Origin of the sequence: Klebsiella sp. CD33, assembly GCF_051992865.1 — a bacterium.
Lineage (GTDB): Bacteria > Pseudomonadota > Gammaproteobacteria > Enterobacterales > Enterobacteriaceae > Klebsiella > Klebsiella pneumoniae.
In genome coordinates this window covers 2,251,743-2,277,947 of sequence record NZ_CP197023.1, presented here as the reverse complement: position 1 = coordinate 2,277,947, position 26,205 = coordinate 2,251,743, and the positions used below count along the sequence as shown (strand labels likewise).

Genomic DNA, 26,205 nt, shown 5'->3' with positions numbered 1-26,205 from the left:
GTTATCTCCCTTCCTCTGTTTACGTCGGATAGCGACTTCACGGATTATCCGTGAGATTTCTCACAAAGCCAAAAAAGCGTCTACGCTGTTTTAAGGTTCTGATCACTTGGGCGTGATGGAGAAGCTATGAGTTCATCGTGTATAGAAGAAGTAAGTGTACCAAATGATGACTGGTACCGGATTGCAGCTGAATTATTAGGCCGTGCGGGAATTGAAATCAATGGCTCCGCGCCGTCCGACCTGCGGGTTAAAAATCCTCTCTTTTTTAAACGGGTTTTGCAGGAAGGTTCGCTGGGTTTAGGCGAAAGCTATATGGACGGCTGGTGGGAATGCGAGCGTCTGGATATATTCTTCCACAAGGTGTTACGTGCCGGGTTGGAAAAGCAGCTCCCACACCATTTCAAAGATACACTCCGCATCGCAGGCGCTCGTCTGTTTAATCTACAAAGTAAAAAACGTGCCTGGATTGTCGGTAAAGAGCACTACGACCTCGGCAACGATCTCTTCAGCCGGATGCTTGATCCCTATATGCAATATTCCTGCGGTTACTGGAAAGAGGCGCAGAGCCTCGAGGCCGCCCAGCAGGCTAAGCTGGATCTCATCTGCCGCAAACTGGAGCTGGAGCCAGGCATGCGGGTACTGGATATTGGCTGTGGATGGGGCGGTCTCGCCGAATATATGGCGCGAAATTATCAGGTCAGCGTCGTCGGCGTCACTATCTCCGCCGAGCAACAAAAAATGGCCCAGGCGCGCTGCGCCGATCTCGATGTAGAGATTCGTCTCCAGGATTATCGCGATCTGCACGACAGCTTTGACCGCATCGTCTCCGTTGGCATGTTTGAGCACGTGGGGCCGAAAAATTACGCTACCTACTTTGAGGTTGCCGACCGTAATTTGAAACCCAACGGCCGCTTTTTACTGCACACCATTGGTTCCAAGGTCACCGACCATAACGTTGACCCGTGGATCGATAAATATATCTTCCCGAACGGCTGCCTGCCTTCCGTGCGTCACATTGCCGAAGCCAGCGAGAAGCATTTTGTGATGGAAGACTGGCACAACTTCGGCGCCGATTATGACACGACCCTGATGGCCTGGTATGAGCGTTTCCTCGCCAGCTGGCCGGAAATTGCCGATAACTATTCTGAGCGTTTCAAACGCATGTTTACCTATTATCTGAACGCCTGCGCCGGCGCCTTCCGCGCCCGCGACATTCAGCTCTGGCAGGTGGTGTTCTCGCGCGGTATTGAACATGGACTGCGCGTCGCCCGTTAAATAACACTCCCCCGCTTATCGGCGGGGGATTTTTTTTCAGGCTTCATTGACCTTAGCCGCCATATCTTTCGCGGCCAGCACGCGTTCGACCGTATCGACAACCGCCTGGGTCTGCGGATCAATCTCAATATTGACGCGATCGCCCAGTTTTTTTGCTCCCAGGGTGGTCCGCTGCAGCGTCTCCGGAATAAGATGCACGCAGAAACGGGTCGCCGTCACCTCACCCACCGTCAGACTAATGCCGTCAATACCGATGAATCCTTTATAGAGGATGTATTTCATCAGCGTTGGATCCTGCACTTTAAACCAGATCTGACGGTTATTTTCGGAAGTCAGAATCTTCACGATTTCCGCGGTGGTCATAATGTGGCCGGACATTAAATGCCCGCCGATTTCATCACTAAATTTCGCCGCTCGCTCGACGTTCACTTCATCGCCGACCTGAATATCGCCAAGATTGGTAATCCGCAGCGTCTCTTTCATCAGATCGAAGCTGATGCGCGCGCCGTTGATTTCGGTCACCGTCAGGCAGCAGCCGTTGTTGGCTACCGAGGCGCCGGTTTCCAGCCCCTCCAGCATATGTGCCGGTAACTCAACCACGTGAGTGCGAAAATTGGGTTTATCATCAATGGAGACCACTTTCGCGGTTCCCTGAACAATACCAGTAAACATGTTTGGCTCCTGTTGAAAATCATGACGGTATCATTACCGCTTTCGCTATCGGGAACAATAACAGGAGGGCAAAGCGGTTGCCAGCGCGCTTCGTGCCTCGACTCTTTTTTCACTGGCTTAATAGCCAATCCTCGCTACAATAGACTGGAAATTCCTCATTTTTATCCCCTTGCTGCCAGTTACGGCGGCTTTTTTAGTCTCAAAATAACAACAATTCGAAGGTGTTCACGTGCAGAAGTATTTCGTTGAAGCGCGTCAGTTATTAGCTCTGGCTATACCCGTCATCCTTGCGCAGGTGGCGCAGACGGCGATGGGTTTTGTCGATACCGTGATGGCGGGTGGCTACAGCGCCACGGATATGGCCGCCGTGGCCATCGGGACCTCCATCTGGCTGCCGGCGATCCTCTTCGGCCACGGCCTTCTGCTGGCGCTGACCCCGGTGGTGGCGCAGCTTAACGGATCCGGGCGGCGAGAGCGTATCGCGCCGCAGGTGCGTCAGGGCTTCTGGCTGGCCGGCTTTGTCTCGGTGCTGATCATGGTCGTGCTGTGGAACGCCGGATACATCATCAGCTCCATGCATAACATCGATCCGCTGTTGGCAGAGAAGGCGGTTGGCTACCTACGCGCGCTGCTGTGGGGCGCTCCGGGCTATCTGTTCTTCCAGGTCGCCCGTAACCAGTGTGAAGGGCTGGCAAAAACCAAGCCCGGGATGGTCATGGGCTTTATTGGATTACTGGTCAACATTCCGGTGAACTATATTTTTATCTATGGTCATTTCGGCATGCCCGAGCTGGGCGGCGTCGGCTGCGGTGTGGCGACGGCCTCCGTTTACTGGGTGATGTTCGCCAGCATGCTGTGGTGGGTGCGCCGGGCGCGTACGATGCGCGATATCCGCTGCGTCGAGCGCTTCAGCGGCCCTGATTTTGCCGTCCTGTTACGGCTGGTGCAGCTGGGGCTGCCCATTGCTCTGGCGCTGTTCTTTGAAGTCACTCTGTTTGCCGTCGTCGCGCTGCTGGTCTCCCCGCTCGGGATCATTGACGTCGCTGGTCACCAGATCGCGCTTAATTTCAGCTCGCTGATGTTCGTTCTGCCGCTGTCGCTGGCGGCGGCGGTCACCATTCGCGTCGGCTTCCGCCTTGGCCAGGGCTCAACGATCGATGCCCAGGTTTCGGCCCGCACCGGCGTGGGCGTGGGGATCTGCCTGGCAGTATTTACCGCTATCTTTACCGTCCTGATGCGTAAGCAGATTGCGCTGCTGTATAACGATAATCCCGAAGTGGTGACGCTGGCCTCGCACCTGATGCTGCTGGCGGCTATCTATCAGATCTCCGACTCTATTCAGGTGATCGGCAGCGGCATTCTGCGCGGCTATAAAGATACGCGGTCTATCTTTTTCATTACCTTTACCGCGTACTGGGTGCTGGGTTTGCCGAGCGGCTATCTGCTGGCGCTGACCGATATGATTGTGCCCCGCATGGGACCTGCCGGTTTCTGGTGCGGATTTATCATCGGTCTGACCTCCGCCGCCATCATGATGATGCTGCGGATGCGTTTTCTGCAGCGCCAGCCTTCCAGCATCATCTTACAGCGCGCTGCGCGCTAACTTGTCTAAGCCCGCCGCTCCGGCGGGTTTTTTCGTTCTTCGCTATAACGGCACGTTGTACATTCCGTTACTCCCTGACACCAAAGACTCACTGATAGCCTCCCGGCAGGCGCTTATAGTGTTGCCAACAGCCCCGCAGTGGGGTTACTCAAGAAACCAAGTCGAGGATTTCAGAATGAAAAAAGTATTAGCTCTGGTCGTTGCCGCTGCTATGGGTCTGTCATCAGTTGCTTTCGCTGCCGATGCGGCAAGCACCACCCCGAGTGCAGCAGCCAGCCATACTACCGTTCACCATAAGAAACATCACAAAGCGGCCGCGAAACCGGCAGCCGAGCAGAAAGCGCAGGCGGCGAAGAAACACCACAAAGCCGCTGCAAAACCGGCTGCTGAGCAAAAAGCCCAGGCGGCGAAGAAACACCATAAAGCCGCTGCGAAACCGGCAGTAGCGCAGAAAGCACAGGCGGCGAAGAAACACCATAAAACGACGCACCATGCAGCTAAACCGGCGGTTAAACCGGCGGCATAATGGTCAGGGCGTTAAGGTGATAAACCGGCGCTGAACAGCGCCGGTTTTTTTTCAGGAGGACATCATGCTGCAACGCTATCGCTTCGAATTGCTGCTGTTACTGCTCATCGTCTGCGCGCTGTTTACCCTGCGCTTGATGTTTAAATAGCTGGCTGCTGAACCCATTTACGGGCCGGCGGCGTATAGTCGCGAAAACCGGCGATAATCTCGTCTGCCGAGGTAGCGAACGGCAGCATCTCCGCGTAGCGCGGGTGCATAAACCCTTCCCGTACCATGTTATCGACCATCGCCTGAAGCGGATCGTAATAACCCTTAATATTCAGGAACGCGCACGGTTTCTCATGGATCCCCAGCTGCGCCCAGGTCCATTGTTCGAAAATCTCCTCGAGCGTCCCCGCCCCGCCCGGCAGGGCAATAAAGCCATCCGCCAGCGCCGCCATTTTGGTTTTCCGCTCGTGCATATCCTCGACCACATGCAGCTCCGTCAAGCCGCGGTGGGCAATTTCCCGCTCCACCAGGCCGCGCGGCATCACGCCGATCACCACGCCACCGGCCTCCAGCGCCGCATCGGCGACCGCCCCCATCAGACCAACTTTGCCGCCGCCATAGACAAGCGCCAACCCCTGCTGCGCCAGCGTACGTCCAACCAGACGGGCGGTTTCGAGGTACAGCGGATGTTCGCCAGCTGAAGAACCGCAGAAAATACCAATCGATTTCATCTTCGTTATGACTCCTTCTCTTCTGGTGGCCGATAATTTAACACATCGGCAACCCTTCCGCGCAGGTTTGGACTGGCTGAAAAATGAGAGCCGTGATGCTCGCTGGCGAAGAAATATCCTTGTGGTTCAGTAAAATATATCCGGAATGAGTAAAAGTTCCGCAATCGCATGCAATGTGCAAGAAAAGTGACGTTTACCTCTTGCCACATCCCCTCCCTGCCGCTAATATGCGTCCCCGTTGTCACCACAACATTGCGTTCGTAGCTCAGTTGGTTAGAGCACCACCTTGACATGGTGGGGGTCGTTGGTTCGAGTCCAATCGAACGCACCATAATGCGTTTATAGCTCAGTTGGTTAGAGCACCACCTTGACATGGTGGGGGTCGTTGGTTCGAGTCCAATTAAACGCACCATAATGCGTCTGTAGCTCAGTTGGTTAGAGCACCACCTTGACATGGTGGGGGTCGATGGTTCGAGTCCATTCAGACGCACCAATCATTTTTCCTTCTGTAATTCCCGAATTTTATCACCTGCTCCCCGTTGGTATTGCTGACATTAAAATGTTGTGTATTGGCAAAGCGTTTTCCTTGCATAGTCCATACTAGTCCACATGAGTGCTAAGGAAGCCAACCCTTTTAATGAGCATCAAAAATCGATCAACAGACCACGCCGTTTAATTTCTTAATGATAATCATTCCATTCATCATAAATATATGCATATGCAAATCGATATATCAGATACCCCACCAGGAATTCCACAACTGAAAGTAAACCCCAGAGAAATTTATATTCATTTACTGAGAAAAAAAAGAACCAACCAGCCAGCGCGATACCTGAAGCACCTAATCCCATCCCAGCCCCTCTGATAACACGGGAAAACAGGATGAGTAATGTTCGTTTTATATTCATAATCCACCAAAGAAATATTCACATATTTTGTTAAATTCTGCTGGATTCTTATCACTGGCCATACACGCTGTTTCGAAAGGTTTTACAATATCCTCAACAAGAAAATACAGAAGATCCAGATCTCCCAGATTTTGCAGTTTATCATGCAGTACCGGATTTCTGCGCTTCAGATATCGGGACGTGTATATTGCTCTGGATGTTTCAGCTCCAACGGATAATAATAATCCGGCAAGACTTCCTGCAAAAAAAAGCGGACACTCCTCTTGAGGCGTTCCCCTCTTCCTCATCCCGCTCCGCGTCAGGTGCTGCGGCTTCGGTCCTGCCGCCATATGGGTTAACAGTTGCTGATTCAGCAGGCTGTCGATATTGCGCCCCCCCGGTGAACAACCATCCGGTAGCGTGACTGCCCCGGCGGTTGCTTTACCAAACTGGTTGCATCGTTTATCAGCCTGTTCCTCATCGCTTCACTCCATCTTTTCTGGCGTTAAAATTCATCATTACGACCTCCATTCGTTACCCTTCGCCACCCACTGGCCGCGCTATCGCACCCGCCTGCTTTCGCGAACGCTACCGCCCGTCGCTGTCTCCCTACAGGAACCCAAAGCGCACTGGGTAAGGCAGAACGGTGATCTTTTATTTAACGCCCGGAATAGCAGTCGCTCAGCAATACATGCACAAGAAAATCCCGTTCGTATCCGCGTACTGCCGGAGTATATTCAGTTTGAATTCAGCGGAATCTCGGTTCAGATCGGGAGTGACTGCGTAATGCTGAAAAAGACGATAAACAGAATAAAACAAATAAACTGATAATATTTTGTCATGCGAGAGAAGGAAGCTGTCTGGACGCAGGGCAGAAGCGGTGGCTTCGCAACAACAATATTCCATACTGATAACTATTCCCTGGTGTAAAAAAGCGAGCGCGCGGTACAACAGGGAGGAAACCATGCCACAGTAAAATAAAGAAAGTCCAGCCCCGACCGGGCCAGACTAACTTTTTAAGATTAACGCCCGAATTACATTGAGAATTTACATATAAATGACCTGAGCTATTGATCATCTAATAATATAGCGGACGGATCGCACACATCCAGAATAAGCTGCGAAAACGCACCATGAAATACATTGCTGTCCTGATTTATATCAGTAAATCCCCCCGACCGTTATATCGTATAACAGCTCATATTATCCAGGCGATCCTGACAGAGATAATATTCCCCGACCATAAAGCGCAGCGGCAGCTTGCGCACCCACCGTCTGACAGACAAGTCCCGCATATTGCCTTCAGACAAGGCGATGACTGGCCTGCGCCATCGCCAGGGCGTCTTCCCCTGCCGGCAGCCGCGAAGGGGCATCAGGATCGTGCACCATTCGCCAGACGGCCTGAGCGACATCGGTCGCCTGCGTCACGCTGGCGTTATCCTGCATGCTGTCGAAGATCTGCTGGCCGAGCGCCGCATAGCTCTCCGGGAGCTGCCCCATCGTCCGGCGGGCGTTTTCCCCGAACCGGGTCTGCGGGGCGCGTCCCGGGAGGATCAGCCCGACGCGAATATTAAAAGCACGGAGCTCCAGCGCCAGCGACTCCGTGAAGGCATTCACCGCCGCCTTACTCGCGGTGTAGACAGCCAGCAGGGGCATCGGTTGCAGGGTGACCGCCGAGGTAATATTAACGATGGTCCCGCTTCGGCGCTCTCTGAACCGGGGGATCACCGCCTGGGTCATGGCAATCGTTCCCAGGGTATTGGTGGCAAACAGGTTGGCTATCGCCTCGCGCGGGGCCCCCTCCAGGGCATTAAGCATCCCCACCCCGGCGTTGTTAACCAGCACATCAATCTCTCCGGCTTCGGCAATGGCCTCTGCGATACTCTGCGCCGAAGTGACGTCAAGATGAACCAGCCGCAGGCGGTCGCTGGCGGGTAACACACCTTCCTGCGGAGCGCGCATCGTGGCAATAACCTTCCAGCCTTGCTCGAGAAAATAACGCGCCGTCTCCAGACCAAAACCCGATGAACAGCCAGTGATCATTATCGTTTGCATATCTCTGTCTCCGAATGGCTTCTTCCTTTTCATCATAGACAGGCCGTGCCGGACGATATAGGGTCAATAATCCATCATTCTTTAGCAGGAGTCCGGAAATGAGCGATCCGCTGGCGGAGGTCATCGCGATGTTAAATCTCAGAGCGGTGCTGACCAAAACCATCGAGGGGGCGGGAGACTGGCGAGTCCGACGCTCGGATCAGGGGTTGTCATTTTATGGCGTCGTGCTGGAAGGCGGCTGTCGGCTGGAAATTGACCAGCATGAGCCGCAGATCCTGCGCGCTGGGGATTTTATTCTGATCCCGGCGGCGTACCGCTTCTCGCTAACCAGCCTGACCCCGCCCCCTTCACCGGCGCTGGAAACCATCCCGGTGCAACTGGCGGAGGGACACTTTCGGCTGGGCGCCCTCGACCAGCCTGCGCAGATGCAGGCGCTGATTGGCCACTGCGCTTCCGGTTCAACGAACGCCAGCCTGCTGGCCTCGCTGTTGCCAGCCTTTGTGGTGATCCGCAATCAACCGCGGCTGGCCACCTTTGTCGGGCTGCTGAAAGAGGAAGCGCAGGCGGATCGCGCGGGCAAATCTTTCGTTCTGGCGCGGATGGTTGAGCTGCTTTTTATCGAGGCCATCCGTTCCTCCGGCACGCTCGCGACCCCCGGTCTGATGCGCGGGCTGAGCGACCCGCGGGTCGCCCAGGCAATCCGTCTGCTGCATCAGGCCCCCGCCAGACGCTGGACGGTCAACGCCCTGGCCGCCGACTGCGCGCTGTCTCGCTCGACGTTATTTGAACGCTTTACCGACCTGACCGGGATGACCCCGATGGGCTATCTGTTAGGCTGGCGAATGACCCTGGCCATGCAGTGGCTGAGCGAGACGGGCATCAGCATTGCGGATATCGCCGAGCGCATCGGCTATGGCTCGGCCAGCGCGTTCAGCGTAGCTTTTACCCGTTATACCGGGATATCGCCGGGCAAATATGCCCGCCAGCGGGCGGCGCTAAATGTCTCCCGGCCAGCTCTGACTTAACCTGCCGCAATCTCCGTCTGCAGCCAGCGCTCAAACATCTGCAGCGCTGGCTCCCCCTCCCCGCCGCCGGGTTTGATCAAGCAGAAGCGCTTAGCCAGCGTCGGGGAGCCCGGCCACGGGGCGGCCAGCGTTCCGGCGCGCAGCTCGCTTTCCACATACATCTTCGGCACCAGGGCCACTCCCTGCTGACTTAGTACCGCGGCGATCGCCATCTCATGCAGATCGTAGCGCGGCCCCTGGGCGGGGTTATCCAGCGCCAGACCGCACTCGCGGGCATAGTGCAGCCAGGCGTCCGGGTTTTGCCGCCGGTGAATGCGCGTTAGCCGGTTAAGCAGCCCCGGAAGATCGTCATCTGTCAGCAGCGCAGCATGGCAGACCGGCAGCAAATACTCCGCAAATAAAAACGTCACCTCCATTCCGGTCCACGCCGGGTGTTCAAAATGGATAGCGGCATCAAATCCGCTTCCCGGCAGAATGAAGGGATCGCTGCGGGCGGCGATATTGACCACGATATGCGGATGCTGCGCCGCAAAGCGCCCGAGCCGGGGAATTAACCAGCGGCTGGCGAAGGTGGGGAGCACGGCGATCTCCAGGCTGCGGCCATCGACGGGCATCCCGCTGACGTCATGGGTGTCCCGTTCCAGACGAGCGAGGATCTCGCGGACCTGACGAGCATAGCGGGCGCCTGCCGGATTGAGCCGCACCCGGCTCCCCGTCCTGTCGAAGAGTTTACTGTCGAGGAGCGCTTCCAGACGGGCAATCTGCCGGCTGATGGCCCCTTCCGTTAACGCGAGCTCCGCCGCCGCGCGGGCAAAGTTGCCGTGACGAGCCGCGGCCTCAAAAGCCAGTAGCGCAGCGCTGCTGGGGATTTTACGACGCATAGCCAATGCTCCTTGTGCAGGCTCACCGAAAGTCAGTGACAGAATATCACTAAGCCTTGAATTAACATCGTTTTTCAGCGCCATTTTTAGCCGATAGGATGATGAAAACTCACTAAAGCGCCTTGTGCGCCACATCATCTGTTCATCGAGGTCACTATGCTCTATGTCGTCGAATGCGCCTACACCGATCCCCAAAGCGAAGCGGCGTGGAATACCTTTTACAATCAGGAAAAACTACCGGCGCTGGTCTCTGTGCCCGGTTTCTACGCCTCCCAGCGCTTCCGCGCTCTTAGCGAGGTCTGCCCCTGCTACCTGGCGCTACACGATATCCACGATGCTACGGTCATCGACAGCGACGCCTACCGCCGCAACGGCGGCGGCCATTTTGCCCGCTGGCAATCGGCGATCGCCGACTGGCATCGCCATCTCTATCTAACGAATAATACGCTGCGGGAGGTTGCCCCGGATGAAGTGCTGCTGCTGGGCGATACCGCGGAGGACTTGCCCGTCGCTGCGCCGATACACCTGCAGCCAGGCGGCCTGGCGACCGAACAAAGCCGGTATGCCGCCATCCTCCCACGAGACAACCTGCATCACCTGGCCACGACTGCCGCCGTCTTTATCTATCAGCCCATCACCGCCCGGTTACGCAACCCGGCGCAGCGCGCGTGAGGTCGCCATGTCACCTGCTCCCTTTTATACGTTGACCGCTGGCGACCTGACGGTGACTGCCGTGAGTGATGGTCTGATGTCAGCGCCGCTGTCCTTACTCTCGGGTATCTCGCGGGAGGAGGCGGAGCATCTGCAGCGGCATTCAGGATTAGCCTCGCCGGAGACCATTGCGATTGGCGCCTATCTGATCCGCGGTCGCGGGAATACGGTGCTGGTGGATACCGGCACCGGCGGAGCCAATGGCGTTGGCGGCGAACTTATCGCCAATCTGGCGCGGCTCGGCGTTGGTCCTGAGGAGATCGACGCCATCCTTCTCACCCACGCCCATCCGGACCATATCGGCGGCCTGCTGTCCGCCGCTGGTACGCCAGCGTATCCCAACGCCACGGTGTTCCTGCCTACGCGGGAAAGCGCTTACTGGCTGGCAACATCCACGTTCGACAACGCCAGCGATCGCGGCCGGCGCAACGTGCTGCTTGTTCGCCGTGTACTGGCGAACTGCGCGGCGCAAATCAGCGGGGTTGATGATGAGGAGGTGATCGCCGGGATCCGCCCGTGCCCTCTGCCCGGCCATACGCCCGGGCATACCGGGTATCGTCTCGAAGCGGGCGATACCTCGCTGCTGATCTGGGGGGATATCGTCCATTTCCCGTCCATTCAGTCTGCGCGGCCAGAAGCCTCGGTCGCCTTCGACGTCGATCCTGAACAGGCCCGGCGTACCAGGGAGATCCTGCTGCGCCAGGCCGCCAGCGAACGGTGGTTGATTGCCGGTATGCATCTTGGCCTGCCGGGATTCGCCAGAGTGGAGAACACCGCCTCAGGCTATTGTCTGCGTTCGGTGTGATCGTTGAGCAGAACAATGACCACAGTAAAACCCCGGTCGTGGCATGAGCACGACCGGGGCATTTTGTCCGGGAAAGTGGACGAGCCGTTAACCGCGGCTCTTCCAGCCTTTTTTACTTTTGCAGCTGGCTTTGGTGGCGACCCACGGGTGACGTAGCTGAGTCAACTGAAGATCCTGGGAGGCCGGGCTGGCCGACCAGCGTTTGTTGCACAGAGGCTTACGAGTTGCAATGACCATAAAAACGCTCCTGAAAAGTAATGAACCATTCCCTGGGTAGTTCCACAAGTTCAGAATTAGCGTATCACCGCGTAACGGAAGTTATTTCAATCTTTGTTTTAGAATGTAAATGGTCATCGCCCTCTGAAATAGCTTAAATTGATCCAAATCAATTTAAGTGCATTTATTTTTCGATGCCACCTATATTTTCAACCGCTTACCTTCGCCAGCCGCCTGATTAAGACTTTTCCTATACCGCATAATACAACAGAATCAAGCGATATTATCAGATTTTTATTCTAGTTATGTATGCCTATGTGGTTATTTGTTTTGATTATTCTAACTGATAAAATTCACTTGGTCAGTCAGCAGCGGGCAGGTACTCTGCACCGGCAAGAAGAGGATTTGTCAGGGAGTTGTGGATGACTAAAGGCTATAAACTACTTGGCTATAAGTTAGCGGATAATATTTTCTACTGCCTGCATCATCGGGAAATTATCACGCTGCGCGGGACACGGACGCAAGTCCAGCTACGCAGCACCATGGCCTGTTTACTGGAGTACCTGCTGGCGCACGGCAGAGAACGTCTGGTCAGCGATGAAGAGTTAATGATTAACGTTTGGGAAAAAAATAATCTCCGCCCTTCCGCGCAGCGCCTATGGCAGGTTATTCAGAGCTTAAAGTCTCGCTTACACCAGGCTGGCGTGGAGAGCGCGTTAATCATCCGCGTTAAGTGTGCGGGGTATTATATTAATAACGTTTACGTAGCCGAAATTTATTCATACAAACCGCCGGGGATGATGAATTATATAAACACTTCGCCTGCTGATATGAATAAGCTTCTGGTACGCAGCTAATCCCCTCCCCGCGCCGTTTACATCGCCAGCAACAGGGTTTATTCGTTGAATATTTTAATTCACAGCAATAATATTTATTTTAATATCGGTATCGCCCAGTGTTTTCGGGATATTCAGAAAACAGCGCCCGAATTAAAGGTTATTCACTCCCTGCCCCTCAGCCATCTTCCAGAACTGTCCGGGCTGGATGTGATTATTTTGTCACTGGAAAACTATCATGATTACCTGGCTGCCGCTGAAATCGCTCAGCACTTTCAGGGCCTGGTCATCGGCTTTACGTCAGCCGGCAACGTAAGGCGCAGACGCCCCTTTTTCGCGGATACCCTACTGTGGGTCAGTCAGCGCGAAGCGGTACGTGAAGTGAGCCGCCTTCTGCGCTGCCTGGCCGAGCGCCGCTGGCCACTCGTGCCGCGTCACCAACGTCAGAGCGTTTCTTTCCGTCAACGAGCCCCGCTCAACCGCCTGGAGATGCGGATGATTGATGCCACCATGAAGGGTCAGTCGGTTCATCAAATGGCCGCTACGCTGGGGATTAATCGCAAGCGGGTCTATAACGGCCTGGAAAGGATTAAAGTGAATTTCCGCCTGGTCAGTCATAGCCATTTTCATCATTTCATGACCGACAGGCTCTCTTTTAGTCGCCTGTCTGCCGATTTCCGATGCCTAACCACAGCAGCTAATGCAACCCTGCCGCCGCGCGCAGCCTCGCGGCTGGCGGAAAATCATTCATATTATTTGAAAGAGTTTCGCAAATTGTTTTGATTTTAGGCTCCAGCAATCAAGCGTATTCTTTATCACATCAGGGCAACAGGCCCTTTATCAGACACCAAATTAAGGAATACGACCATGAAATTCATCAAAACTTTCGTTGCTGTTGCTGCGCTGTCTCTGTTCTCTGCTGCCAGCTTTGCTCAGAGCGTCAGCGCCACTGCCTCCACGCTGGACCGCGCGGAAGCTAAAATTGCCGCCCAGGCCGCAGAACAGGGTGCATCCTATAAAATTACCAGCGCCCAGTTTAACAACCGTGTTCATATGACGGCTGAACTGAGCAAATAAACCCTTGCCCCTAAACGTTTCCTAAAGCGCCGCCTGGACGGCGCTTTAGTTTTTCCCCTTCCTGACCTTTCCCGGCAGGTCCATGCGGCATTCGCCGGATCCCGGACAATACTGACTCTCAGCACAAAAAAAGCCTGATAACAATAAATACCCGATTGGCTGGATTATCTGCGGCTTGTCGGCGTAAAGCGGAGTGGTCTGTCGCCGCGAATCAGTCGGAGGCCTTCCGCTATCTGCAAAGCGGCGCCCATTTTGGCAAAATTTGCGTGACGTGGTGAGGGTTTGCAGGGCCTCCGTGCCCTGGAAAGACTTTATTCGAAAAAGACGTCCGGATTTTCCGACAGCGAAACAAAGGATTTCGTGTTTTTATCCAGCGCCTGAATATCGCCGGTTTCGATGTCGTAGAACCAGCCATGCAGGCGCAGGGTATGGTCGCGCAGACCAACCGCCACCGAAGGATGGGTCTTGATATTATTCAGTTGGGCGATGACGTTTTCCTGCACCATGCCGTTGACCTTATCGGTTTCGCTAGCCCAGGTTTTCTTTTCCACCACCGCTTTCGCGGCATCGGCATAGCGTAGCCAGTGAGACACCGCCGGCATCGGCTCAAGGCACTGACAGGTGGCGATCGCTTTCATCGCGCCGCAGTTGGAATGGCCGCAGATCACGATATCCGTCACGCCCAGCGCAACCACGGCATATTCGATGGTCGCGGAAACGCCGCCCGGCTCCGGCCCGAAAGACGGCACGATATTCCCGGCATTACGAATGACAAAGAGCTGTCCCGGCTCCTGCTGGGTAACCAGTTCCGGCACCAGACGGCTGTCAGAACAGGAGATGAAAAGCGCTTTGGGATTCTGGCTGGAGGCCAGGCTGCGGAAGAGTTCTTTACGCTGGGGGAAGATCTCTTTCTGGAAGTTGAGGAAGCCCTCAATGATATGTTGCATAGCAGTGTCTCTTCTCTGTAGTTATTACGGTATGACAAAGATCACAGTTATTCAGTTTACCATCGATGACAAGAATGGGAATCGTTATTCAAACAGTTGCGCATAAAACGCGCGCCGCCAACGCCTGCTTCTCCCCGTCTAATACACACCTTTTTGACGTGCTTTCCTGAACCAGTTTGCTACTCTGTCTGCTCCAACCGTCCACACGTTACCGACCGCCTGCCTGCGGCGGACATAACAGGAGTCGCTATGTTCCTATCCAGCCTGATGGCCATTGCCGCGGTGCTGATCATGGGCGTGATCAGTCCCGGCCCAAGCTTTATCTTTGTCGCGCGCAATGCCGTCGCTCGCTCGCGTCTGCACGGTATGGTGACCGCCCTCGGTACCGGCGCCGGTGCGGCCATTTTCTCCATTATGGCGATGCTGGGCCTGCAGAAGGTACTCACCGCGGTGCCGGAGCTGTTTATTGGTTTGAAGGTGGCAGGCGGGCTCTATCTGCTGTGGCTGGGCTATAAAATTTTTCGCGGGTCGGCGCAGCCGATGGATTTTTCCGCCAGCGGGATGGCCGGCAACCGCTCTTTGCTGAAGACCTTCCGCGACGGGCTGTATACTCAGCTCAGCAATCCCAAAACGGCGCTGGTGTTCGCCTCAATTTTTACCGCCCTGCTGCCGGCGCAGATCCCCACCGCCTTCTATTACATCGTGCCGCTGATGAGCTTTCTGATCGACGTCAGCTGGTATTCGCTGGTGGCGCTGGTGCTGTCTGCCGACCGCCCGCGGCGCGTCTACCTGCGGCTGAAGCGGCGGATCGACATCGCCACCGCGACGGTGCTGGGGGCGCTGGGCCTGCGGCTTATCGCCACCTCCCTCACCCGCTAGCGGGTTACACGGTATAGATGCGAATATCGTGCTGCTGAAAGGCAACGCGATATTCGCGACTGATATTCTCTTCCACCACCAGCACATCGATATCGCTGCTGGCGGCCACCACAAACCGCGCTGCTGCCGGAATTTTATCCGAAGTCAGACCAACAATAATTTCGCTGCACTGTTTAATGACCGCTTTCTTGAACTCGCAGTCGGCATAGTCAAAGCCGGTCAGGCCCGACTCTGGCGCCATCGCGCAGCCGCCGATAAACCCCTGGTCGAATAACATGCCCTGCACCTGAGCCACCGCCGCGGCGCCGACGCAACCGCCGCTCGCGCGCTGTACCTGGCCGCCAAGCATCACCACGTCATACAGCGGTTTTTTCACCAGTACCGCGGCGATCTCCGGCGAGTTCGTTACCACCGTCAGCGCCAGCTCGGTGGGCAGCGCCTCGGCCATCGCCAGATTGGTGGTCCCGGTATCAATGAAAATAGTGCCGCCGGGCTTCACCAGCCGGGCACACTGTTGCGCGATCCTGAGCTTTATCGCGCGGTTTTTATCTTTCCGCTGACTGTAATCCCCCGCTTCCGGCAGACTCAGCACCGCCCCGCCATACACCTTTTTACAGAATCCCTCGCGGCTGAGCTCATGCAGATCGCGGCGGATGGTATGCTCCGACACCTGAAGACGCGCCGCCAGCTCCGCGCACACCACTCTGCCGTTTTCCTGCAGGATCTGGCAAATCAGCGCTTGTCGCTGTTGAGGGAAAGCAGCATAATCGAGCATAACACAATCCTTAAATGATCAAAACCGAGCAGTAGCAAGCATGATCGTCTGCCCTGCTCTGGTTGTCAACGTTCCTGCCCGGAGGTTTACCATGAAAATTGCCCATTTCGCCCTGTGGACCCAACAGCTCGACGTCCAGGCCCGCTTCTGGGTGGACTTCTTTGCCGCCAGCATCAATGAAAAATACCTTAGCCAGACCAACCCCGGCTTTGCCTCCTATTTTGTTACTATCGACGACGAGGTGGTGATCGAGCTGATGACCAAGCCTGGCCTGCAGCAGGCCAGCGCGGATAATAACCATACCGGCTGGGCGCATCTGGCCCTCTCGGTGGGCGGGGCGGAACAGGTCGATGCCATCGCCCAACGCGCCGGGGCCGCCGGAATACTGATTTCGCCGCCGCGCACCACCGGCGACGGCTATTATGAGGCGGTGATCGCCGATCCCGATGGCAACCTGATCGAAATCGTCGCATAGTCAGCAGAACGCCAGTATTCAGGAGGCATCCATGGCACATTACCGGATTATCGACACCGCATCCTGGCCCCGCCGGGACCATTTCACTTTTTACCGCCAATTCGCCAACCCCAGCTTTAATCTCTGCGTGCCGATAGCGGCGCAGCGCCTGTACGAATGTGCGAAGGACCGTCGGGTCTCGTTTTTTCAGCTCGCGCTCTATGCCCTGCTGCGCGCGGCCAACGGGGTACCGCAGCTACGCCAGCGCGTGCGGAACGATGAGGTGATTGAATATGACAGTCTGGCAGTAATGACGCCGGTGATGACCGTCGGAGAGGGATTCCGTCAGGTGTGGTGCGACAACGCCCCCGAGTTCACCGCCTTCAGCGCCGCGGCCACGCCGAAGATTGTCGCGGCAAGAGAGACATCCCCGGCGCCGCTCATCGTCGATGGCGAGCATTTTATCTGCGCCAGCTGTCTGCCATGGCTCCACTTCACCTCGATGACCCATGCGGAATATGCCGTCGGCGCGGCGGTCCCCGCGCTCACCTGGGGAAAATTGCAGAATGGCGTTATCCCGGTGGCCGGGCGGTTTAACCATGCCTTCGTCGATGGTCTCCACGCCAGCCGCTTTTATGCCCTTGTCGAAGAGGGATTTAATGACCCCGAGCGGCTCTGGTTGCCGCTAACCGAAACCGCACCCTCCCTGCTTCCCCCAGCGGCGAAGGAGCGTTAACGTCTGCCCGGAACTGACCGCCAGGGAGCCTTACTCCCTGCACGGCGGTCGGTACGGGGCCACTATCATCGTTCCCTTTCAGCCGGCGAATACCGCAGGTGTGACGCCTGTTCAGAACCTCGCGATTGAAAAGCTGGGTCGCAGACAGCATGCTGACCAACCATCATCAGACAGCGGAAAACACTGCTTCATAGCCATAGAATGGGATTATATTGCCGATCCTTTGCTAATGATAATTAGTTATAAATCATAGCGTTTCAGTGTTAGACAGGGCGAAGTGCGCCTCTTATCTTTCGTCATGAATTGTAAATAACCACGCAATCATTTGATGAGGTAGCACTTTTGTCCAGATTACAACAAGGATTAAAAACCAGACAAACCCGCTTCGCCCTGGCGCTAAAAGTGGCCCTGCTCGGCGGCGTGGTAGCATTTTCTTCTGCTGTCTTTGCTGAGGGTCTCCTGAAAGAAGGTATCACCCCGGCCACTGACGCCAGCCAGATCCCGGCCAGCGCCAAACTGCGCACAGACACGGTGGTGGCCGGGATCTCCGAGCCGCAGGGGATCTTTAACCCCTACTTTTTCGTCAACGGCTGGGATGAGAACGTGACTAACGTCATTTTTTCACGCCTGATCGACTGGGACAGCCAGGGCAAGCTGGTCCCGGGACTGGCGGAGAGCTGGACGGTCAGCCCGGATAACAAAGTCTATACCATCAAATTGCGCCCTGGCCTCACCTTTAGCGACGGCTCACCGCTGACGGCGGAAGATGTCGCCTTTACCCTGACGGTCCTGCTCGACCCCAGCTATGATGGCGATACCGACATCACCCTGGCCAATATCGCCGGCGGGACGGACTACAAAGCCGGCAAAGCTGACAGCGTCAGCGGCCTGAAGGTCATCGACCCGCTCACCCTGCAGGTGACCACCACGCAGCCAGGCGCCACCACGCTGGCCAAAATTGGCGGGCCTGTACTGTCGAAAGCCTGGTACGGCAAAGGGTATCAGCGGGGAAATCTCGACTATCTGCGCTCACTGCACGGCAAGCCGCTGGGCAACGGCCCTTACGTGTACGACAAATACATTCCCGGTCAGGAAATTCGCTTCCATGCCAATAGCCATTTTTACCGTGGGACGCCGCCAACGCCGCGCTTTATCTATCGCGTGACCAATCCGTCCACCAACTTCCAGCTGTTCCAGACCGGGGAGACCGACTACGACGCCTTTACCTCGCGCCCCGACGATATTGAGCAACTGAAGATGCTCGGCTTCGCCAATATTAATCTTTACGGCTCCAGCGACTACAGCCAGGTGGAATTCAACGTGCATCGCCCGGCGCTACAGGATAAGCGGGTGCGCCAGGCGCTGATTTACGGCCTGGATAGGCAGAAGCTGATCGACGTGGTCTATCAGGGATACGGCAAAGTCGCCATCGAACCGATCGCGCCGATCTCCTGGGCCTTTAACGCTGAAGGCGTCAACCCTTACCCTTACGATCCGGCACAGGCCAAAAAGCTGCTGGATGAGGCCGGCTGGAAACCAGGCGCCGACGGTATCCGCGCCAAAGACGGCCAGCGCCTGGAGCTGACCCTGCTGGTGAGCAAGAAGGTGCTCAACGATGCGCTGATCCCCATCGCCAAGGAGAACTGGCGGCAGATTGGCGTGCTGCTGAAGCCGCAGGTGGTGGATTTCAACGCCCTGATGGCGCAGCGCAAAGCCGGAAATTACGATTTGGCCTCGTTCAGCACCAGCACCCTCAACGACCCGCACGACGGGGTATGGGATTTCTACAGCAGCGAAGCTAAAGAGTCCGGCTACCATAACGCGGAAGTCGATAAGCTGATTAACGCCGGCAACGCGGTGCTCGACATCGAACAGCGCAAGCCGATCTACCACCAGCTGTATAAAGTGCTGGCCGACGATCCGCCGGTGATCCTGCTCGGCTATCGCGAGATCCTTTCCGCCAGCAGCGCCCGCGTCAGCGGCTTTAAGCCGGATATCTACAACGGCCTGACCGGCAGCCTGCCGGATGTAAAAATCGTCAAATAAATCCCTGGCCGCCGGGTTAACCGGCGGCTGATGTGAGACCGTCATGAGAAATTTCATCCTGAGGCGCCTGCTGCAAACGCTGCCGATGCTGCTGCTGGCCTCCTTCATTATTTTTTTGCTGTTTGCCAAAACACCCGGCGACTTTATCGATGGCAATATCACCCTGACCGCTGCCCGCGCCGCGGAGCTGAAGGCGATCTACGGCCTCGACCAGCCGCTGTTGACCCGCTACCTCCACTGGCTGGGACAGTTGCTGCGCGGTGATTTAGGCTTTTCGCTGCAGTATCAGATCCCGGTCAGCCAGTTGCTCAACCAGTACATCTGGAACTCTTTTCTGCTGGCCAGCGTCGCGCTGGTCTTTTACTGGGGCATCGGCCTGGCGGTCGGCGTGGTTTCTGCCCTGCGACCCGGCTCCTGGTTTGATCATCTGGTGAGCGTCGCGGTGTTTGCCGCCATGTCGTTCCCCACCTTTTTCCTCTGCCTGCTGCTGATTAAATGGTTCGCCGTCGATCTCCACTGGCTGCCGGTAGGCGGGATGACCAATACCGGCAGCGACGAGAGCGGCTGGCAGTATGTGCTGCAGGTGGCTGCCCACCTGGCGCTGCCGGTGCTGGCGCTGGTGATGCTGCAGGCGGGCAGCCTGACGCGCTATGTGCGCGCCAGTATGCTCGACGTGGTGAAAATGGATTTTATCCGTACCGCCCGCGCCAAGGGGTTGCAGGAGCGCACGGTGATCCTCAAACATGCCCTGCGCAACGCCCTGCTGCCGATTATCACCCTGCTGGGCTTCGAGCTGCCGGGGCTGTTCTCCGGGGCGATCATTACCGAAAAGGTATTCAACTGGCCGGGGGCGGGCCACATTCATATCGACTCGCTGGCCGCCCGCGACTATCCGGTACTGATGGGGTTTACCCTGTTTCTGGCAGTGCTGACGATAGTCGGGAATCTGCTCGCCGACGTGCTGTACGCCTGGGCCGATCCGCGTATTCGGGTGAGGTCATGATGATCCTGTCTTACTTAGCTTCCCGTCGCCGCCAGCGGCAGGCGGCTATCCCGGCGCTGGCGCACATTACCCCCTCTCCCTGGCGCCAGGGGTGGCGACAGCTGCGCCGTAACCGGCTGGCCATGTTCTGCCTGCTCCTGCTGGCGGTGATGGCGGTGTGGTGCGTGCTGGGGCCCGTCTGGTCGCCGTGGAGAGATGATGCCACCGACGCCCTGAGCATCAACCAGCCGCCCGGGGCGGAACACTGGCTGGGGACCGATTTCCTCGGTCGTGATGTCTACACCCGCCTGCTGCTGGCCGGGCGCATCTCGCTGGTTATCGGCCTGCTGACCATGGTGATGTCGGTGTGCCTCGGCTACCTGCTCGGCGCCCTCTCGGGTTACATCGGCGGGTTAACCGACAAACTGATCATGCGCGTGGCCGACCTGGTGATGACTATCCCTGGGTTACCGCTATTGATCGTCGCCGGGGCGATGCTTTCCGAGCTCGATTTTTCGCCGGACTCGCGCATTTATATGGTGGTGGTGATGCTCAGCCTGCTGGAGTGGCCCCGACTGGCGCGGCTGGTGCGCGGGCAATGTCTCTCCCTGCGCGAACGCGATTTTATGCTGGCCACCCAGGTGCTGGGCCTGTCGGCGCGTCGACGGCTGTTTGGCCACCTGCTGCCGAATACCATTCCGATTCTGGTGGTGATGGCGACCATGGCCGTCGCCAACGCCATTCTCAGTGAATCCGCGCTGAGCTATCTCGGCCTCGGCGTGGTGCCGCCGACGCCGTCGTGGGGCAATATGATGGATGCCGCTAACAGTCTGATCGATTTCCAGCGTCGCCCCTGGCTGTGGATGCCGCCGGGCATCGCCATCTTTATCACCGTGATCGCCATCAACGTGCTGGGCGATGGCCTGCGCGATGCCATGGATCCCAATATGAAACCGAGGCTGAAATGACCACGCCGTTAGTCTCCTTTAATCATCTTTCCGTCTCTTTCGCCGGCGAACGCTCTCGCGTGCGCGCGGTGCAGGAGGTCTCTTTCACCATTCAGGCCGGGCAAACCGTTGGCGTGGTGGGTGAATCCGGCTGCGGCAAAAGCGTCACCGCCATGGCGCTGATGGGCCTCCTGCCGCCGCAGACGGCGCGCATCGACGGCGGCGAGATCCGCTTCGCGGACCGCGATCTGCTGCGGCTGAAAGCCAGACAGATGGCCGATCTGCGCGGTCACCAGCTGGCAATGATTTTTCAGGAACCGATGTCGGCCCTCAACCCGGTGTTGACCATCGGGGAGCAGCTGTGCGAACCGCCGATCCGCCACCTCGGCGCCACGCCGAAAGCCGCCTGGCATCAGGCCATCCAGCTGTTAAGCGAGGTCGGCCTGGCGCGCGGGGACAGCCTGATGACCCGCTATCCTCACCAGCTTTCCGGCGGCATGCTGCAGCGGGTGATGATCGCCATGGCGCTGAGCTGTCGGCCCAAACTGCTGATCGCCGACGAACCCACCACCGCGCTCGACGTGACCGTGCAGGCGCAGATCCTACGCCTGCTGCGGGATCGGGCCCGGGCCAGCCAGATGGCGATGATGCTGATTACCCACGACCTGGGGGTGATCGCGCAGATGGCCGAGCAGGTGGTGGTGATGTATGCCGGACGAATTGTGGAACAAGGCGCCACCGCGGAAGTGCTACGGCATCCTCAGCATCCCTACACGCGGGGGCTGATCGCCTCCCGACCGGTGCCCGGTGAGCGGCGTCGGCGGCTGTACTCAATTCCCGGCCAGGTGCCGGATCTGGCCGCCCTGCCGGCGGGCTGCGCCTTTGCCGGGCGCTGCGAGCGGGCGACGGCGCGCTGCCGGGAGGCGATTCCGCCGCTGCTCGGCGACCGCCAACGTGCCGCCTGCTTTTATAGCGAATTTGCGGAGGTGACAGCATGAGCGAACGCTATGTCATTGAAGTGGATGGACTGAAAAAATATTTTCCGCTACGCGACGGCCTGTTTGGTCAGCAGACCGGCGAGCTTCGCGCGGTGGACGGCGTCAGCTTTAATATCCGTCCGGGCACCATTTTTGGCCTGGTGGGCGAGTCCGGCAGCGGTAAAACCACCGTCGGCCGGACCCTGCTTGGCCTGTACGAGAAGAGCGCCGGCAGCGTGAAATTTCACGGTCAGGAGCTGGCCGACCTGACCGCGCCTGCCCTGCGCGCTATCCGGCCCAGGATGCAGCTGGTGTTTCAGGACCCCTATAGCTCGCTGAACCCGCGGCTGCGTATTGGCGACGCGATTGGCGAAGCCATGCTGGAGCACAAACTGTGCGCCCGCAATGAGCTATATGACCGGGTAATCGACGTGATGAAGATCTGCGGCCTGGCGCCGGAACACTATGCCCGCTTCCCGCATCAGTTTTCCGGCGGCCAGCGTCAGCGGATCGGTATTGCCCGGGCGCTGATCCTCAACCCGGATTTTATCGTCGCCGATGAACCCATCTCGGCCCTTGATGTGTCGATTCAGGCGCAGATCATCAATTTGTTTTCCGACCTGCGCGACAACCGCGGCGTCACGTTTCTGTTTATCTCCCACGACCTCGGGGTGGTGGAGCATTTATGTGACGATGTGGCGGTGATGTATCTCGGGCAACTGGTGGAAAGCGCCAGCCGCGATGCGCTGTTCAGCCGCCCCCTCCATCCCTACACCCGCGCCCTGATGGCTGCGGTGCCGACCCTCGACCCGCACAGCGAACCGCAGGCGCTGGTGCAAGGCGAGATCCCGGATCCGGCCAATCCCCCCGCCGGCTGCCGCTTTTCATCCCGCTGCCCACTGGCCAGCGAACGTTGCCGCAGAGAGTCTCCGGCGCTGCGCGAGGTGGCCCCGGGCCATCGGGTCGCCTGCCATTGGGTCGCATCCTGAGCGCGGTCGATGGGGTTATTTATTTCTAAACAACCGACCGATTGTGCGCGGCAGCGCCAGGATTTACTATCCGCCCCGTCTTGTGAGACGCGCGATAAATGAAGCGGAACATCTTTGTACTCTTTTGCCCAATGGCTTCGGGCATTTTTTCTCCACGCCCGGGAGCGATCCTCCCGGCAAGATATTTAGCGGGGCGCGGTCGCCCGTCTGTCAAAACGCAGCAATGGAATTGCTCGTCCGCGTCCCGCTACCCTTTTCCCGCCGCTAATTAAATAAGGGCAAAAAAATAAGACAACATGAGATTGCCTGGGGTATAGCTTTATCTTATTTTTTAAGCGTGTACTCCCTGTTAAGGAATCAACATCATGCTTAAGCGTCGCACTCTCAAAACAGCACTGGCGGCGGTTATTTCCCTTGCCGTCATGGCCGCGCCAGCGTATGCCAACCCGGGTAATGGCAATGGCAACGGCGGTGGTAATCACGGGAACAGTGGTAACCATGGCAATAGCGGCAATCATGGTAACAACGGTAACAGTGGCGACCATGGCAATAAAGGGCAAAATAAAGGCCAGTCCACTGAAGATCACGGCAAACGGAAAAACTACGGCAAGCCCGACCACGTCGACAGCGATATTAGCTTCTCACGGGCGCGCTCCCTTGCCGTGAACTACGGTCTGGTCGGCTATCAGGCGCTGCCGCCGGGTATCGCCAAAAATGTCGCCCGCGGCAAACCGCTCCCTCCGGGGATCGCCAAAAAGACCCTGCCAGCTTCTATGATTAACGACCTGCCCTATTATCCGGGCTATGAATGGCGGGCGGTCGGCGATGATCTGGTGCTGGTGGCCCTGAGCACCGCGATCGTCACCGCCGTGATTAACGGTGTGTTTGACTAAATCACCTGCTTATTGAAAAGCCTCGCCTCGGCGAGGCTTTTTTGTGCCTGGTGCCGGTGAGTGACGGCTCACCGGCATAACCAGTATGATAACGGTTCAACCAACCCGGGACCGACTATGGACAAAGACACAGTAGTAACGCTGTTGAAATACAAGCGCTGGATTGACCTTGCCACCTTACAGGCGATCCGCGCGATTGACGGAACGGTACATGGCGAAAAGCGTCACCTGACCATCAGGCTGATGAACCATATCCATGTCGTTGATATGATTTTCCGGGCGAATCTGCGCAGCAGGCCGCACGGCTACACCGCGCTGAATACCCCTGAGACGCCAACCGTTGATGAGCTGGAAACGGCCATGACCGCCTGTACGGACGAATACATTCAGTACGTCAGCGCCATGACCCCCGCCGACTTCCACGAACGTATCGCCTTCAAATTTGTCGACGGCGGCGACGGCAATATGACCGCGATGGAGATGCTGAACCACATGCTCTTTCACGGCGCCTATCACCGCGGCGCGGTGGGCTGGATGATTGGCGAATGCGGCGGCGTGCCGCCGAAAGAGGTGCTGACCGTTTTCCTGCGCGACCATCATTCCTGACCGAGCGAAACCATTCGCCGTCGATTACGCGGAGAATCAGCAGGAGCTCTGCCTGATGTCGAGTATGGGTTTTCTGGTACAGGGCGCTAAGGTGGGTTCCGATCGTGGCGATAGATACGCCCAGATGTAAGGCTATCAAGGGGGTTCAGGATCCACTGTCGCGGGTTTGGATAGCGCCCCCCTTCCGGCATAGCGTCCGCCAGACCATCAGGGCGCACAGCAGGGTGACGACCGCCAGCCCGCTAAACAGTAGCGTATAAGCAGAGTCATAGCTCTCGCGCAGCGCCCGGAGGGAAAAGTCAGGCAAAAGCGCAGCCGCCTGCGGCATATTGCCGGCCCCCAGCCAGCCTGCGGCGCGGTCAATCACCTCAGGCGCATACCCGTGTACGCGACTCTGCAGGGTCAGGGTATTGCTTGCCGTTAATACCGCGGAGACTATCGCCAGGGCGATCCCCTCGCCGGCAACGCGTACGGTGTTGAACAGGCCTGCCGCCATACCGGCTTTGGCGACCGGCACAGCGGATATCGCCAGGCCATCCATCAGTCCCCAGGGAAGCGCTGCCCCCGCCCCACAGAGGATCAGCGCCAGCACCAGCTGCGGGAGGTGGTTACTGTGAAAAGCATCGCCCAGCAACAGCAACCCGACGGAGGCCATCATCAGCCCCGCCGTGGACACCTGCCCCGGTGAAAACCAGCGGGTGAGCAGGGCCGCAACGGATGGGAAAACCAGCATCGGCGTGGTCAGCGCCATCAGATACAGTGCGCTCTGCGACTCACTCATCCCCTCTCCGCCCATAAAATGCAGTGGAACAATAATCAGCAGGACCACGTAGCAACAGCAGGTGGCGACAGGCAACAACAGTACGCCGACAAAACGCGGATGACGCAGCAGGGAGAGTTCCAGCACCGGGTTGTTCACCCTCCGGCAGCGTACGACAAACGCCACGAACAGCCCCCCCGACGCGATGAGCAAGGCCAGCGTGGTCAGGGATAAAAAACCGCGGGCCGGAATGACCATAAGCGATGCAGTAAACAGCATCAGGGCCAGCGTAAACAGGGTTAAGCCCAGGTTGTCGGGTGTCCGCGGCTCGCTTTTTTCTGTCGCAGGCAGAGATACCAGGCCTATAAGCAGAACCCCTGCCGAGAGCAGCGCAAACAGGGCGTATACGCCGCGCCAACCCACCGCGTCGATCATGAAGCCGATCAGCAGCGGACCGAACGCCAGGCCAATGCCGAACACCGTGCCGAGGATGCTGAATGCCCTGGTCCGCTGGGCGCCATCATACAGCTGGGCCAGCGCCGCGCTGCCGCTGGCTAAAATCATCGCCGCGGCCAGGCCCTGCAGCGCCCTCAACACGCCTGACAGGAAGAGATTGTGCGTCAGACAAAACAGCAGGCTGCTCAGGCAAAACAGCGCGGCGCCGGCGATAAAAATACGTTTTCTGTCGATGGCATCCGCCGTCACCCCTGCGGCCAGCAAAAAGCTGCCGAAAGTCAGCATAAAGCCATTGGTCAGCCACGACAGCGCAGCGGGAGAGCCGCCCAGCGACTGCTGTATCGCGGGGGTGGTCATGACGCCGCCGGTAAAACTTACCGGCAGCAGCAAGGCCGCCATAAAGACAGAAAGCGCGGCCAGGGCGCTGGCGTATCGGGAAGGTGTTCTGGCGGTGAGTAACATCGGGCGGC

At 57.4% G+C, this 26,205-nt stretch carries 27 protein-coding genes, 3 tRNA genes and 2 pseudogenes; 22 read left to right on the top strand and 10 right to left on the bottom strand.

The annotated features are described in order from the left end of the window. Positions 1–126 precede the first annotated feature (126 nt). The gene (cfa, locus tag ACR809_RS11315) at positions 127–1,275 is read left to right on the top strand and encodes a cyclopropane fatty acyl phospholipid synthase (protein WP_002907788.1); all 1,149 of its coding nucleotides are present in this window, start codon (positions 127–129) and stop codon (positions 1,273–1,275) included. Between the two features lie 36 nt (positions 1,276–1,311). Here the strand turns inward: cfa and ACR809_RS11310 are convergent, their stop codons facing one another. Beyond that, positions 1,312–1,947, bottom strand: coding sequence for a riboflavin synthase (locus ACR809_RS11310; protein WP_025861980.1), 636 nt, complete (start codon positions 1,945–1,947; stop codon positions 1,312–1,314). A 229-nt stretch (positions 1,948–2,176) separates the two neighbouring features. Here ACR809_RS11310 and mdtK point away from each other — a divergent pair, with 229 nt between their 5' ends. Both mdtK and asr read left to right on the top strand, forming a co-directional pair. Further along, on the top strand, positions 2,177–3,550 hold the full coding sequence (gene mdtK, locus ACR809_RS11305; RefSeq protein ID WP_032434648.1) for an MdtK family multidrug efflux MATE transporter: 1,374 nt from the start codon (positions 2,177–2,179) through the stop codon (positions 3,548–3,550). A 175-nt stretch (positions 3,551–3,725) separates the two neighbouring features. Then, positions 3,726–4,076, top strand: a complete 351-nt coding sequence (gene asr / locus ACR809_RS11300; protein WP_002907794.1) for an acid resistance repetitive basic protein Asr — start codon at positions 3,726–3,728, stop codon at positions 4,074–4,076. Between the two features lie 140 nt (positions 4,077–4,216). Here the strand turns inward: asr and ACR809_RS11295 are convergent, their stop codons facing one another. Continuing rightward, positions 4,217–4,795 (bottom strand): TIGR00730 family Rossman fold protein, encoded by a 579-nt coding sequence (locus ACR809_RS11295; protein ID WP_004175848.1) that lies wholly within the window; start codon positions 4,793–4,795, stop codon positions 4,217–4,219. A 254-nt stretch (positions 4,796–5,049) separates the two neighbouring features. Here ACR809_RS11295 and ACR809_RS11290 point away from each other — a divergent pair. The 3 genes from ACR809_RS11290 (at position 5,050) to ACR809_RS11280 (ending at position 5,288) form a co-directional block, all read left to right on the top strand. Next, positions 5,050–5,126: transfer RNA gene (locus ACR809_RS11290), tRNA-Val, on the top strand. Between the two features lie 4 nt (positions 5,127–5,130). After that, a tRNA-Val gene (locus ACR809_RS11285) sits at positions 5,131–5,207 on the top strand. Positions 5,208–5,211: 4 nt separating this feature from the next. Next, positions 5,212–5,288, top strand: a tRNA-Val gene (locus tag ACR809_RS11280). A 411-nt stretch (positions 5,289–5,699) separates the two neighbouring features. Here ACR809_RS11280 and ACR809_RS11275 read toward each other — a convergent pair. Together ACR809_RS11275 and ACR809_RS11270 are read right to left on the bottom strand one after the other, a co-directional pair. Further along, positions 5,700–5,951, bottom strand: a pseudogene (locus ACR809_RS11275) (hypothetical protein); the annotation flags it as partial. A gap of 1,033 nt (positions 5,952–6,984) precedes the next feature. After that, positions 6,985–7,737, bottom strand: coding sequence for an SDR family oxidoreductase (locus tag ACR809_RS11270; RefSeq protein WP_122051260.1), 753 nt, complete (start codon positions 7,735–7,737; stop codon positions 6,985–6,987). Between the two features lie 98 nt (positions 7,738–7,835). Between ACR809_RS11270 and ACR809_RS11265 the strand changes: the two genes are divergently transcribed. After that, positions 7,836–8,762 carry an AraC family transcriptional regulator gene (locus tag ACR809_RS11265; RefSeq protein WP_095221645.1) on the top strand — a complete coding sequence of 309 codons (927 nt, stop codon included), beginning with the start codon at positions 7,836–7,838 and terminating at the stop codon, positions 8,760–8,762. Here the strand turns inward: ACR809_RS11265 and ACR809_RS11260 are convergent. Beyond that, positions 8,759–9,643, bottom strand: a complete 885-nt coding sequence (locus tag ACR809_RS11260; RefSeq protein ID WP_004180176.1) for a LysR substrate-binding domain-containing protein — start codon at positions 9,641–9,643, stop codon at positions 8,759–8,761. The genes ACR809_RS11265 and ACR809_RS11260 overlap by 4 nt on opposite strands. A 156-nt stretch (positions 9,644–9,799) precedes the next feature. Between ACR809_RS11260 and ACR809_RS11255 the strand changes: the two genes are divergently transcribed. Next, the gene (locus ACR809_RS11255) at positions 9,800–10,315 is read left to right on the top strand and encodes a hypothetical protein (protein WP_122051259.1); all 516 of its coding nucleotides are present in this window, start codon (positions 9,800–9,802) and stop codon (positions 10,313–10,315) included. Between the two features lie 7 nt (positions 10,316–10,322). Next, complete coding sequence (locus tag ACR809_RS11250) at positions 10,323–11,159, top strand: MBL fold metallo-hydrolase (RefSeq protein WP_004180178.1); 837 nt, start codon at positions 10,323–10,325, stop codon at positions 11,157–11,159. An 87-nt stretch (positions 11,160–11,246) separates the two neighbouring features. Here ACR809_RS11250 and ACR809_RS11245 read toward each other — a convergent pair whose 3' ends face one another. Next, complete coding sequence (locus ACR809_RS11245) at positions 11,247–11,396, bottom strand: hypothetical protein (protein WP_002907802.1); 150 nt, start codon at positions 11,394–11,396, stop codon at positions 11,247–11,249. 401 nt (positions 11,397–11,797) lie between these two features. Between ACR809_RS11245 and ACR809_RS11240 the strand changes: the two genes are divergently transcribed. The 3 genes from ACR809_RS11240 to ACR809_RS11230 all read left to right on the top strand — a co-directional run bounded on the left by ACR809_RS11240 (position 11,798) and on the right by ACR809_RS11230 (position 13,288). Continuing rightward, the gene (locus ACR809_RS11240; RefSeq protein WP_004143863.1) at positions 11,798–12,232 is read left to right on the top strand and encodes a winged helix-turn-helix domain-containing protein; all 435 of its coding nucleotides are present in this window, start codon (positions 11,798–11,800) and stop codon (positions 12,230–12,232) included. Between the two features lie 45 nt (positions 12,233–12,277). After that, on the top strand, positions 12,278–12,994 hold the full coding sequence (locus tag ACR809_RS11235; RefSeq protein ID WP_122051258.1) for a hypothetical protein: 717 nt from the start codon (positions 12,278–12,280) through the stop codon (positions 12,992–12,994). Between the two features lie 84 nt (positions 12,995–13,078). Then, positions 13,079–13,288, top strand: coding sequence for a YdgH/BhsA/McbA-like domain containing protein (locus ACR809_RS11230; protein WP_002907807.1), 210 nt, complete (start codon positions 13,079–13,081; stop codon positions 13,286–13,288). A 311-nt stretch (positions 13,289–13,599) separates the two neighbouring features. Here ACR809_RS11230 and ACR809_RS11225 read toward each other — a convergent pair whose 3' ends face one another. Continuing rightward, positions 13,600–14,235: a carbonic anhydrase gene (locus ACR809_RS11225; RefSeq protein WP_002907811.1), complete on the bottom strand. Its 636-nt coding sequence runs from the start codon at positions 14,233–14,235 to the stop codon at positions 13,600–13,602. 249 nt (positions 14,236–14,484) lie between these two features. On the opposite strand from ACR809_RS11225, the gene ACR809_RS11220 reads away from it, so the two are divergent. Further along, the gene (locus ACR809_RS11220) at positions 14,485–15,114 is read left to right on the top strand and encodes a LysE family translocator (protein ID WP_002907812.1); all 630 of its coding nucleotides are present in this window, start codon (positions 14,485–14,487) and stop codon (positions 15,112–15,114) included. Positions 15,115–15,118: 4 nt separating this feature from the next. Here the strand turns inward: ACR809_RS11220 and ACR809_RS11215 are convergent, their stop codons facing one another. Continuing rightward, complete coding sequence (locus tag ACR809_RS11215; protein WP_009307695.1) at positions 15,119–15,889, bottom strand: DeoR/GlpR family DNA-binding transcription regulator; 771 nt, start codon at positions 15,887–15,889, stop codon at positions 15,119–15,121. A 91-nt stretch (positions 15,890–15,980) separates the two neighbouring features. On the opposite strand from ACR809_RS11215, the gene ACR809_RS11210 reads away from it, so the two are divergent. From ACR809_RS11210 to ACR809_RS11170, 9 genes are all read left to right on the top strand, one after another. Continuing rightward, positions 15,981–16,364 carry a glyoxalase/bleomycin resistance/extradiol dioxygenase family protein gene (locus ACR809_RS11210; RefSeq protein ID WP_004175834.1) on the top strand — a complete coding sequence of 128 codons (384 nt, stop codon included), beginning with the start codon at positions 15,981–15,983 and terminating at the stop codon, positions 16,362–16,364. A 31-nt stretch (positions 16,365–16,395) separates the two neighbouring features. Next, a complete protein-coding gene (locus ACR809_RS11205; protein ID WP_004175829.1) occupies positions 16,396–17,079 on the top strand; it encodes a CatA-like O-acetyltransferase, family 1 in 684 nt (227 codons plus the stop codon). A gap of 342 nt (positions 17,080–17,421) precedes the next feature. Continuing rightward, positions 17,422–19,125, top strand: coding sequence for an ABC transporter substrate-binding protein (locus ACR809_RS11200; protein WP_004184295.1), 1,704 nt, complete (start codon positions 17,422–17,424; stop codon positions 19,123–19,125). Positions 19,126–19,168: 43 nt separating this feature from the next. Next, complete coding sequence (locus ACR809_RS11195; RefSeq protein ID WP_004175825.1) at positions 19,169–20,128, top strand: ABC transporter permease; 960 nt, start codon at positions 19,169–19,171, stop codon at positions 20,126–20,128. Further along, entirely contained in the window at positions 20,125–21,075 is a 951-nt protein-coding gene (opp4C, locus tag ACR809_RS11190) for an oligopeptide ABC transporter permease (RefSeq protein WP_162992534.1), read from the top strand. The genes ACR809_RS11195 and opp4C overlap by 4 nt, the downstream gene beginning before the upstream one ends. Beyond that, positions 21,072–22,052, top strand: a complete 981-nt coding sequence (locus tag ACR809_RS11185) for an ABC transporter ATP-binding protein (protein WP_004151192.1) — start codon at positions 21,072–21,074, stop codon at positions 22,050–22,052. The genes opp4C and ACR809_RS11185 overlap by 4 nt, the downstream gene beginning before the upstream one ends. Beyond that, positions 22,049–23,020, top strand: coding sequence for an ABC transporter ATP-binding protein (locus tag ACR809_RS11180; protein WP_004891377.1), 972 nt, complete (start codon positions 22,049–22,051; stop codon positions 23,018–23,020). Before ACR809_RS11185 ends, ACR809_RS11180 begins: the two co-directional genes overlap by 4 nt. Before the next feature lie 365 nt (positions 23,021–23,385). Beyond that, positions 23,386–23,913 carry an anti-virulence regulator CigR family protein gene (locus ACR809_RS11175; RefSeq protein ID WP_002907918.1) on the top strand — a complete coding sequence of 176 codons (528 nt, stop codon included), beginning with the start codon at positions 23,386–23,388 and terminating at the stop codon, positions 23,911–23,913. 117 nt (positions 23,914–24,030) lie between these two features. Further along, positions 24,031–24,519 (top strand): DinB family protein, encoded by a 489-nt coding sequence (locus ACR809_RS11170; RefSeq protein ID WP_016530053.1) that lies wholly within the window; start codon positions 24,031–24,033, stop codon positions 24,517–24,519. A gap of 36 nt (positions 24,520–24,555) precedes the next feature. On the opposite strand, the pseudogene ACR809_RS11165 reads toward ACR809_RS11170, so the two are convergent. Together ACR809_RS11165 and ACR809_RS11160 are read right to left on the bottom strand one after the other, a co-directional pair. Further along, a pseudogene (locus tag ACR809_RS11165) lies at positions 24,556–24,651 on the bottom strand (transcriptional regulator); the annotation flags it as partial. Between the two features lie 13 nt (positions 24,652–24,664). Beyond that, positions 24,665–26,197 carry an MFS transporter gene (locus tag ACR809_RS11160; protein WP_122051257.1) on the bottom strand — a complete coding sequence of 511 codons (1,533 nt, stop codon included), beginning with the start codon at positions 26,195–26,197 and terminating at the stop codon, positions 24,665–24,667. Between the last annotated feature and the right edge of the window lie 8 nt (positions 26,198–26,205).

What these genes read in the sequence shown, in the direction of transcription:
- cfa (WP_002907788.1), top strand. Translation starts at nt 127, where the DNA reads ATGAGTTCATCGTGTATAGAAGAAGTAAGTGTACCAAATGATGACTGG.
- ACR809_RS11310 (WP_025861980.1), bottom strand. Translation starts at nt 1,947, where the DNA reads ATGTTTACTGGTATTGTTCAGGGAACCGCGAAAGTGGTCTCCATTGAT.
- asr (WP_002907794.1), top strand. Translation starts at nt 3,726, where the DNA reads ATGAAAAAAGTATTAGCTCTGGTCGTTGCCGCTGCTATGGGTCTGTCA.
- ACR809_RS11295 (WP_004175848.1), bottom strand. Translation starts at nt 4,795, where the DNA reads ATGAAATCGATTGGTATTTTCTGCGGTTCTTCAGCTGGCGAACATCCG.
- ACR809_RS11270 (WP_122051260.1), bottom strand. Translation starts at nt 7,737, where the DNA reads ATGCAAACGATAATGATCACTGGCTGTTCATCGGGTTTTGGTCTGGAG.
- ACR809_RS11265 (WP_095221645.1), top strand. Translation starts at nt 7,836, where the DNA reads ATGAGCGATCCGCTGGCGGAGGTCATCGCGATGTTAAATCTCAGAGCG.
- ACR809_RS11260 (WP_004180176.1), bottom strand. Translation starts at nt 9,643, where the DNA reads ATGCGTCGTAAAATCCCCAGCAGCGCTGCGCTACTGGCTTTTGAGGCC.
- ACR809_RS11255 (WP_122051259.1), top strand. Translation starts at nt 9,800, where the DNA reads ATGCTCTATGTCGTCGAATGCGCCTACACCGATCCCCAAAGCGAAGCG.
- ACR809_RS11250 (WP_004180178.1), top strand. Translation starts at nt 10,323, where the DNA reads ATGTCACCTGCTCCCTTTTATACGTTGACCGCTGGCGACCTGACGGTG.
- ACR809_RS11245 (WP_002907802.1), bottom strand. Translation starts at nt 11,396, where the DNA reads ATGGTCATTGCAACTCGTAAGCCTCTGTGCAACAAACGCTGGTCGGCC.
- ACR809_RS11240 (WP_004143863.1), top strand. Translation starts at nt 11,798, where the DNA reads ATGACTAAAGGCTATAAACTACTTGGCTATAAGTTAGCGGATAATATT.
- ACR809_RS11230 (WP_002907807.1), top strand. Translation starts at nt 13,079, where the DNA reads ATGAAATTCATCAAAACTTTCGTTGCTGTTGCTGCGCTGTCTCTGTTC.
- ACR809_RS11225 (WP_002907811.1), bottom strand. Translation starts at nt 14,235, where the DNA reads ATGCAACATATCATTGAGGGCTTCCTCAACTTCCAGAAAGAGATCTTC.
- ACR809_RS11220 (WP_002907812.1), top strand. Translation starts at nt 14,485, where the DNA reads ATGTTCCTATCCAGCCTGATGGCCATTGCCGCGGTGCTGATCATGGGC.
- ACR809_RS11215 (WP_009307695.1), bottom strand. Translation starts at nt 15,889, where the DNA reads ATGCTCGATTATGCTGCTTTCCCTCAACAGCGACAAGCGCTGATTTGC.
- ACR809_RS11210 (WP_004175834.1), top strand. Translation starts at nt 15,981, where the DNA reads ATGAAAATTGCCCATTTCGCCCTGTGGACCCAACAGCTCGACGTCCAG.
- ACR809_RS11205 (WP_004175829.1), top strand. Translation starts at nt 16,396, where the DNA reads ATGGCACATTACCGGATTATCGACACCGCATCCTGGCCCCGCCGGGAC.
- ACR809_RS11195 (WP_004175825.1), top strand. Translation starts at nt 19,169, where the DNA reads ATGAGAAATTTCATCCTGAGGCGCCTGCTGCAAACGCTGCCGATGCTG.
- opp4C (WP_162992534.1), top strand. Translation starts at nt 20,125, where the DNA reads ATGATGATCCTGTCTTACTTAGCTTCCCGTCGCCGCCAGCGGCAGGCG.
- ACR809_RS11185 (WP_004151192.1), top strand. Translation starts at nt 21,072, where the DNA reads ATGACCACGCCGTTAGTCTCCTTTAATCATCTTTCCGTCTCTTTCGCC.
- ACR809_RS11180 (WP_004891377.1), top strand. Translation starts at nt 22,049, where the DNA reads ATGAGCGAACGCTATGTCATTGAAGTGGATGGACTGAAAAAATATTTT.
- ACR809_RS11175 (WP_002907918.1), top strand. Translation starts at nt 23,386, where the DNA reads ATGCTTAAGCGTCGCACTCTCAAAACAGCACTGGCGGCGGTTATTTCC.
- ACR809_RS11170 (WP_016530053.1), top strand. Translation starts at nt 24,031, where the DNA reads ATGGACAAAGACACAGTAGTAACGCTGTTGAAATACAAGCGCTGGATT.
- ACR809_RS11160 (WP_122051257.1), bottom strand. Translation starts at nt 26,197, where the DNA reads ATGTTACTCACCGCCAGAACACCTTCCCGATACGCCAGCGCCCTGGCC.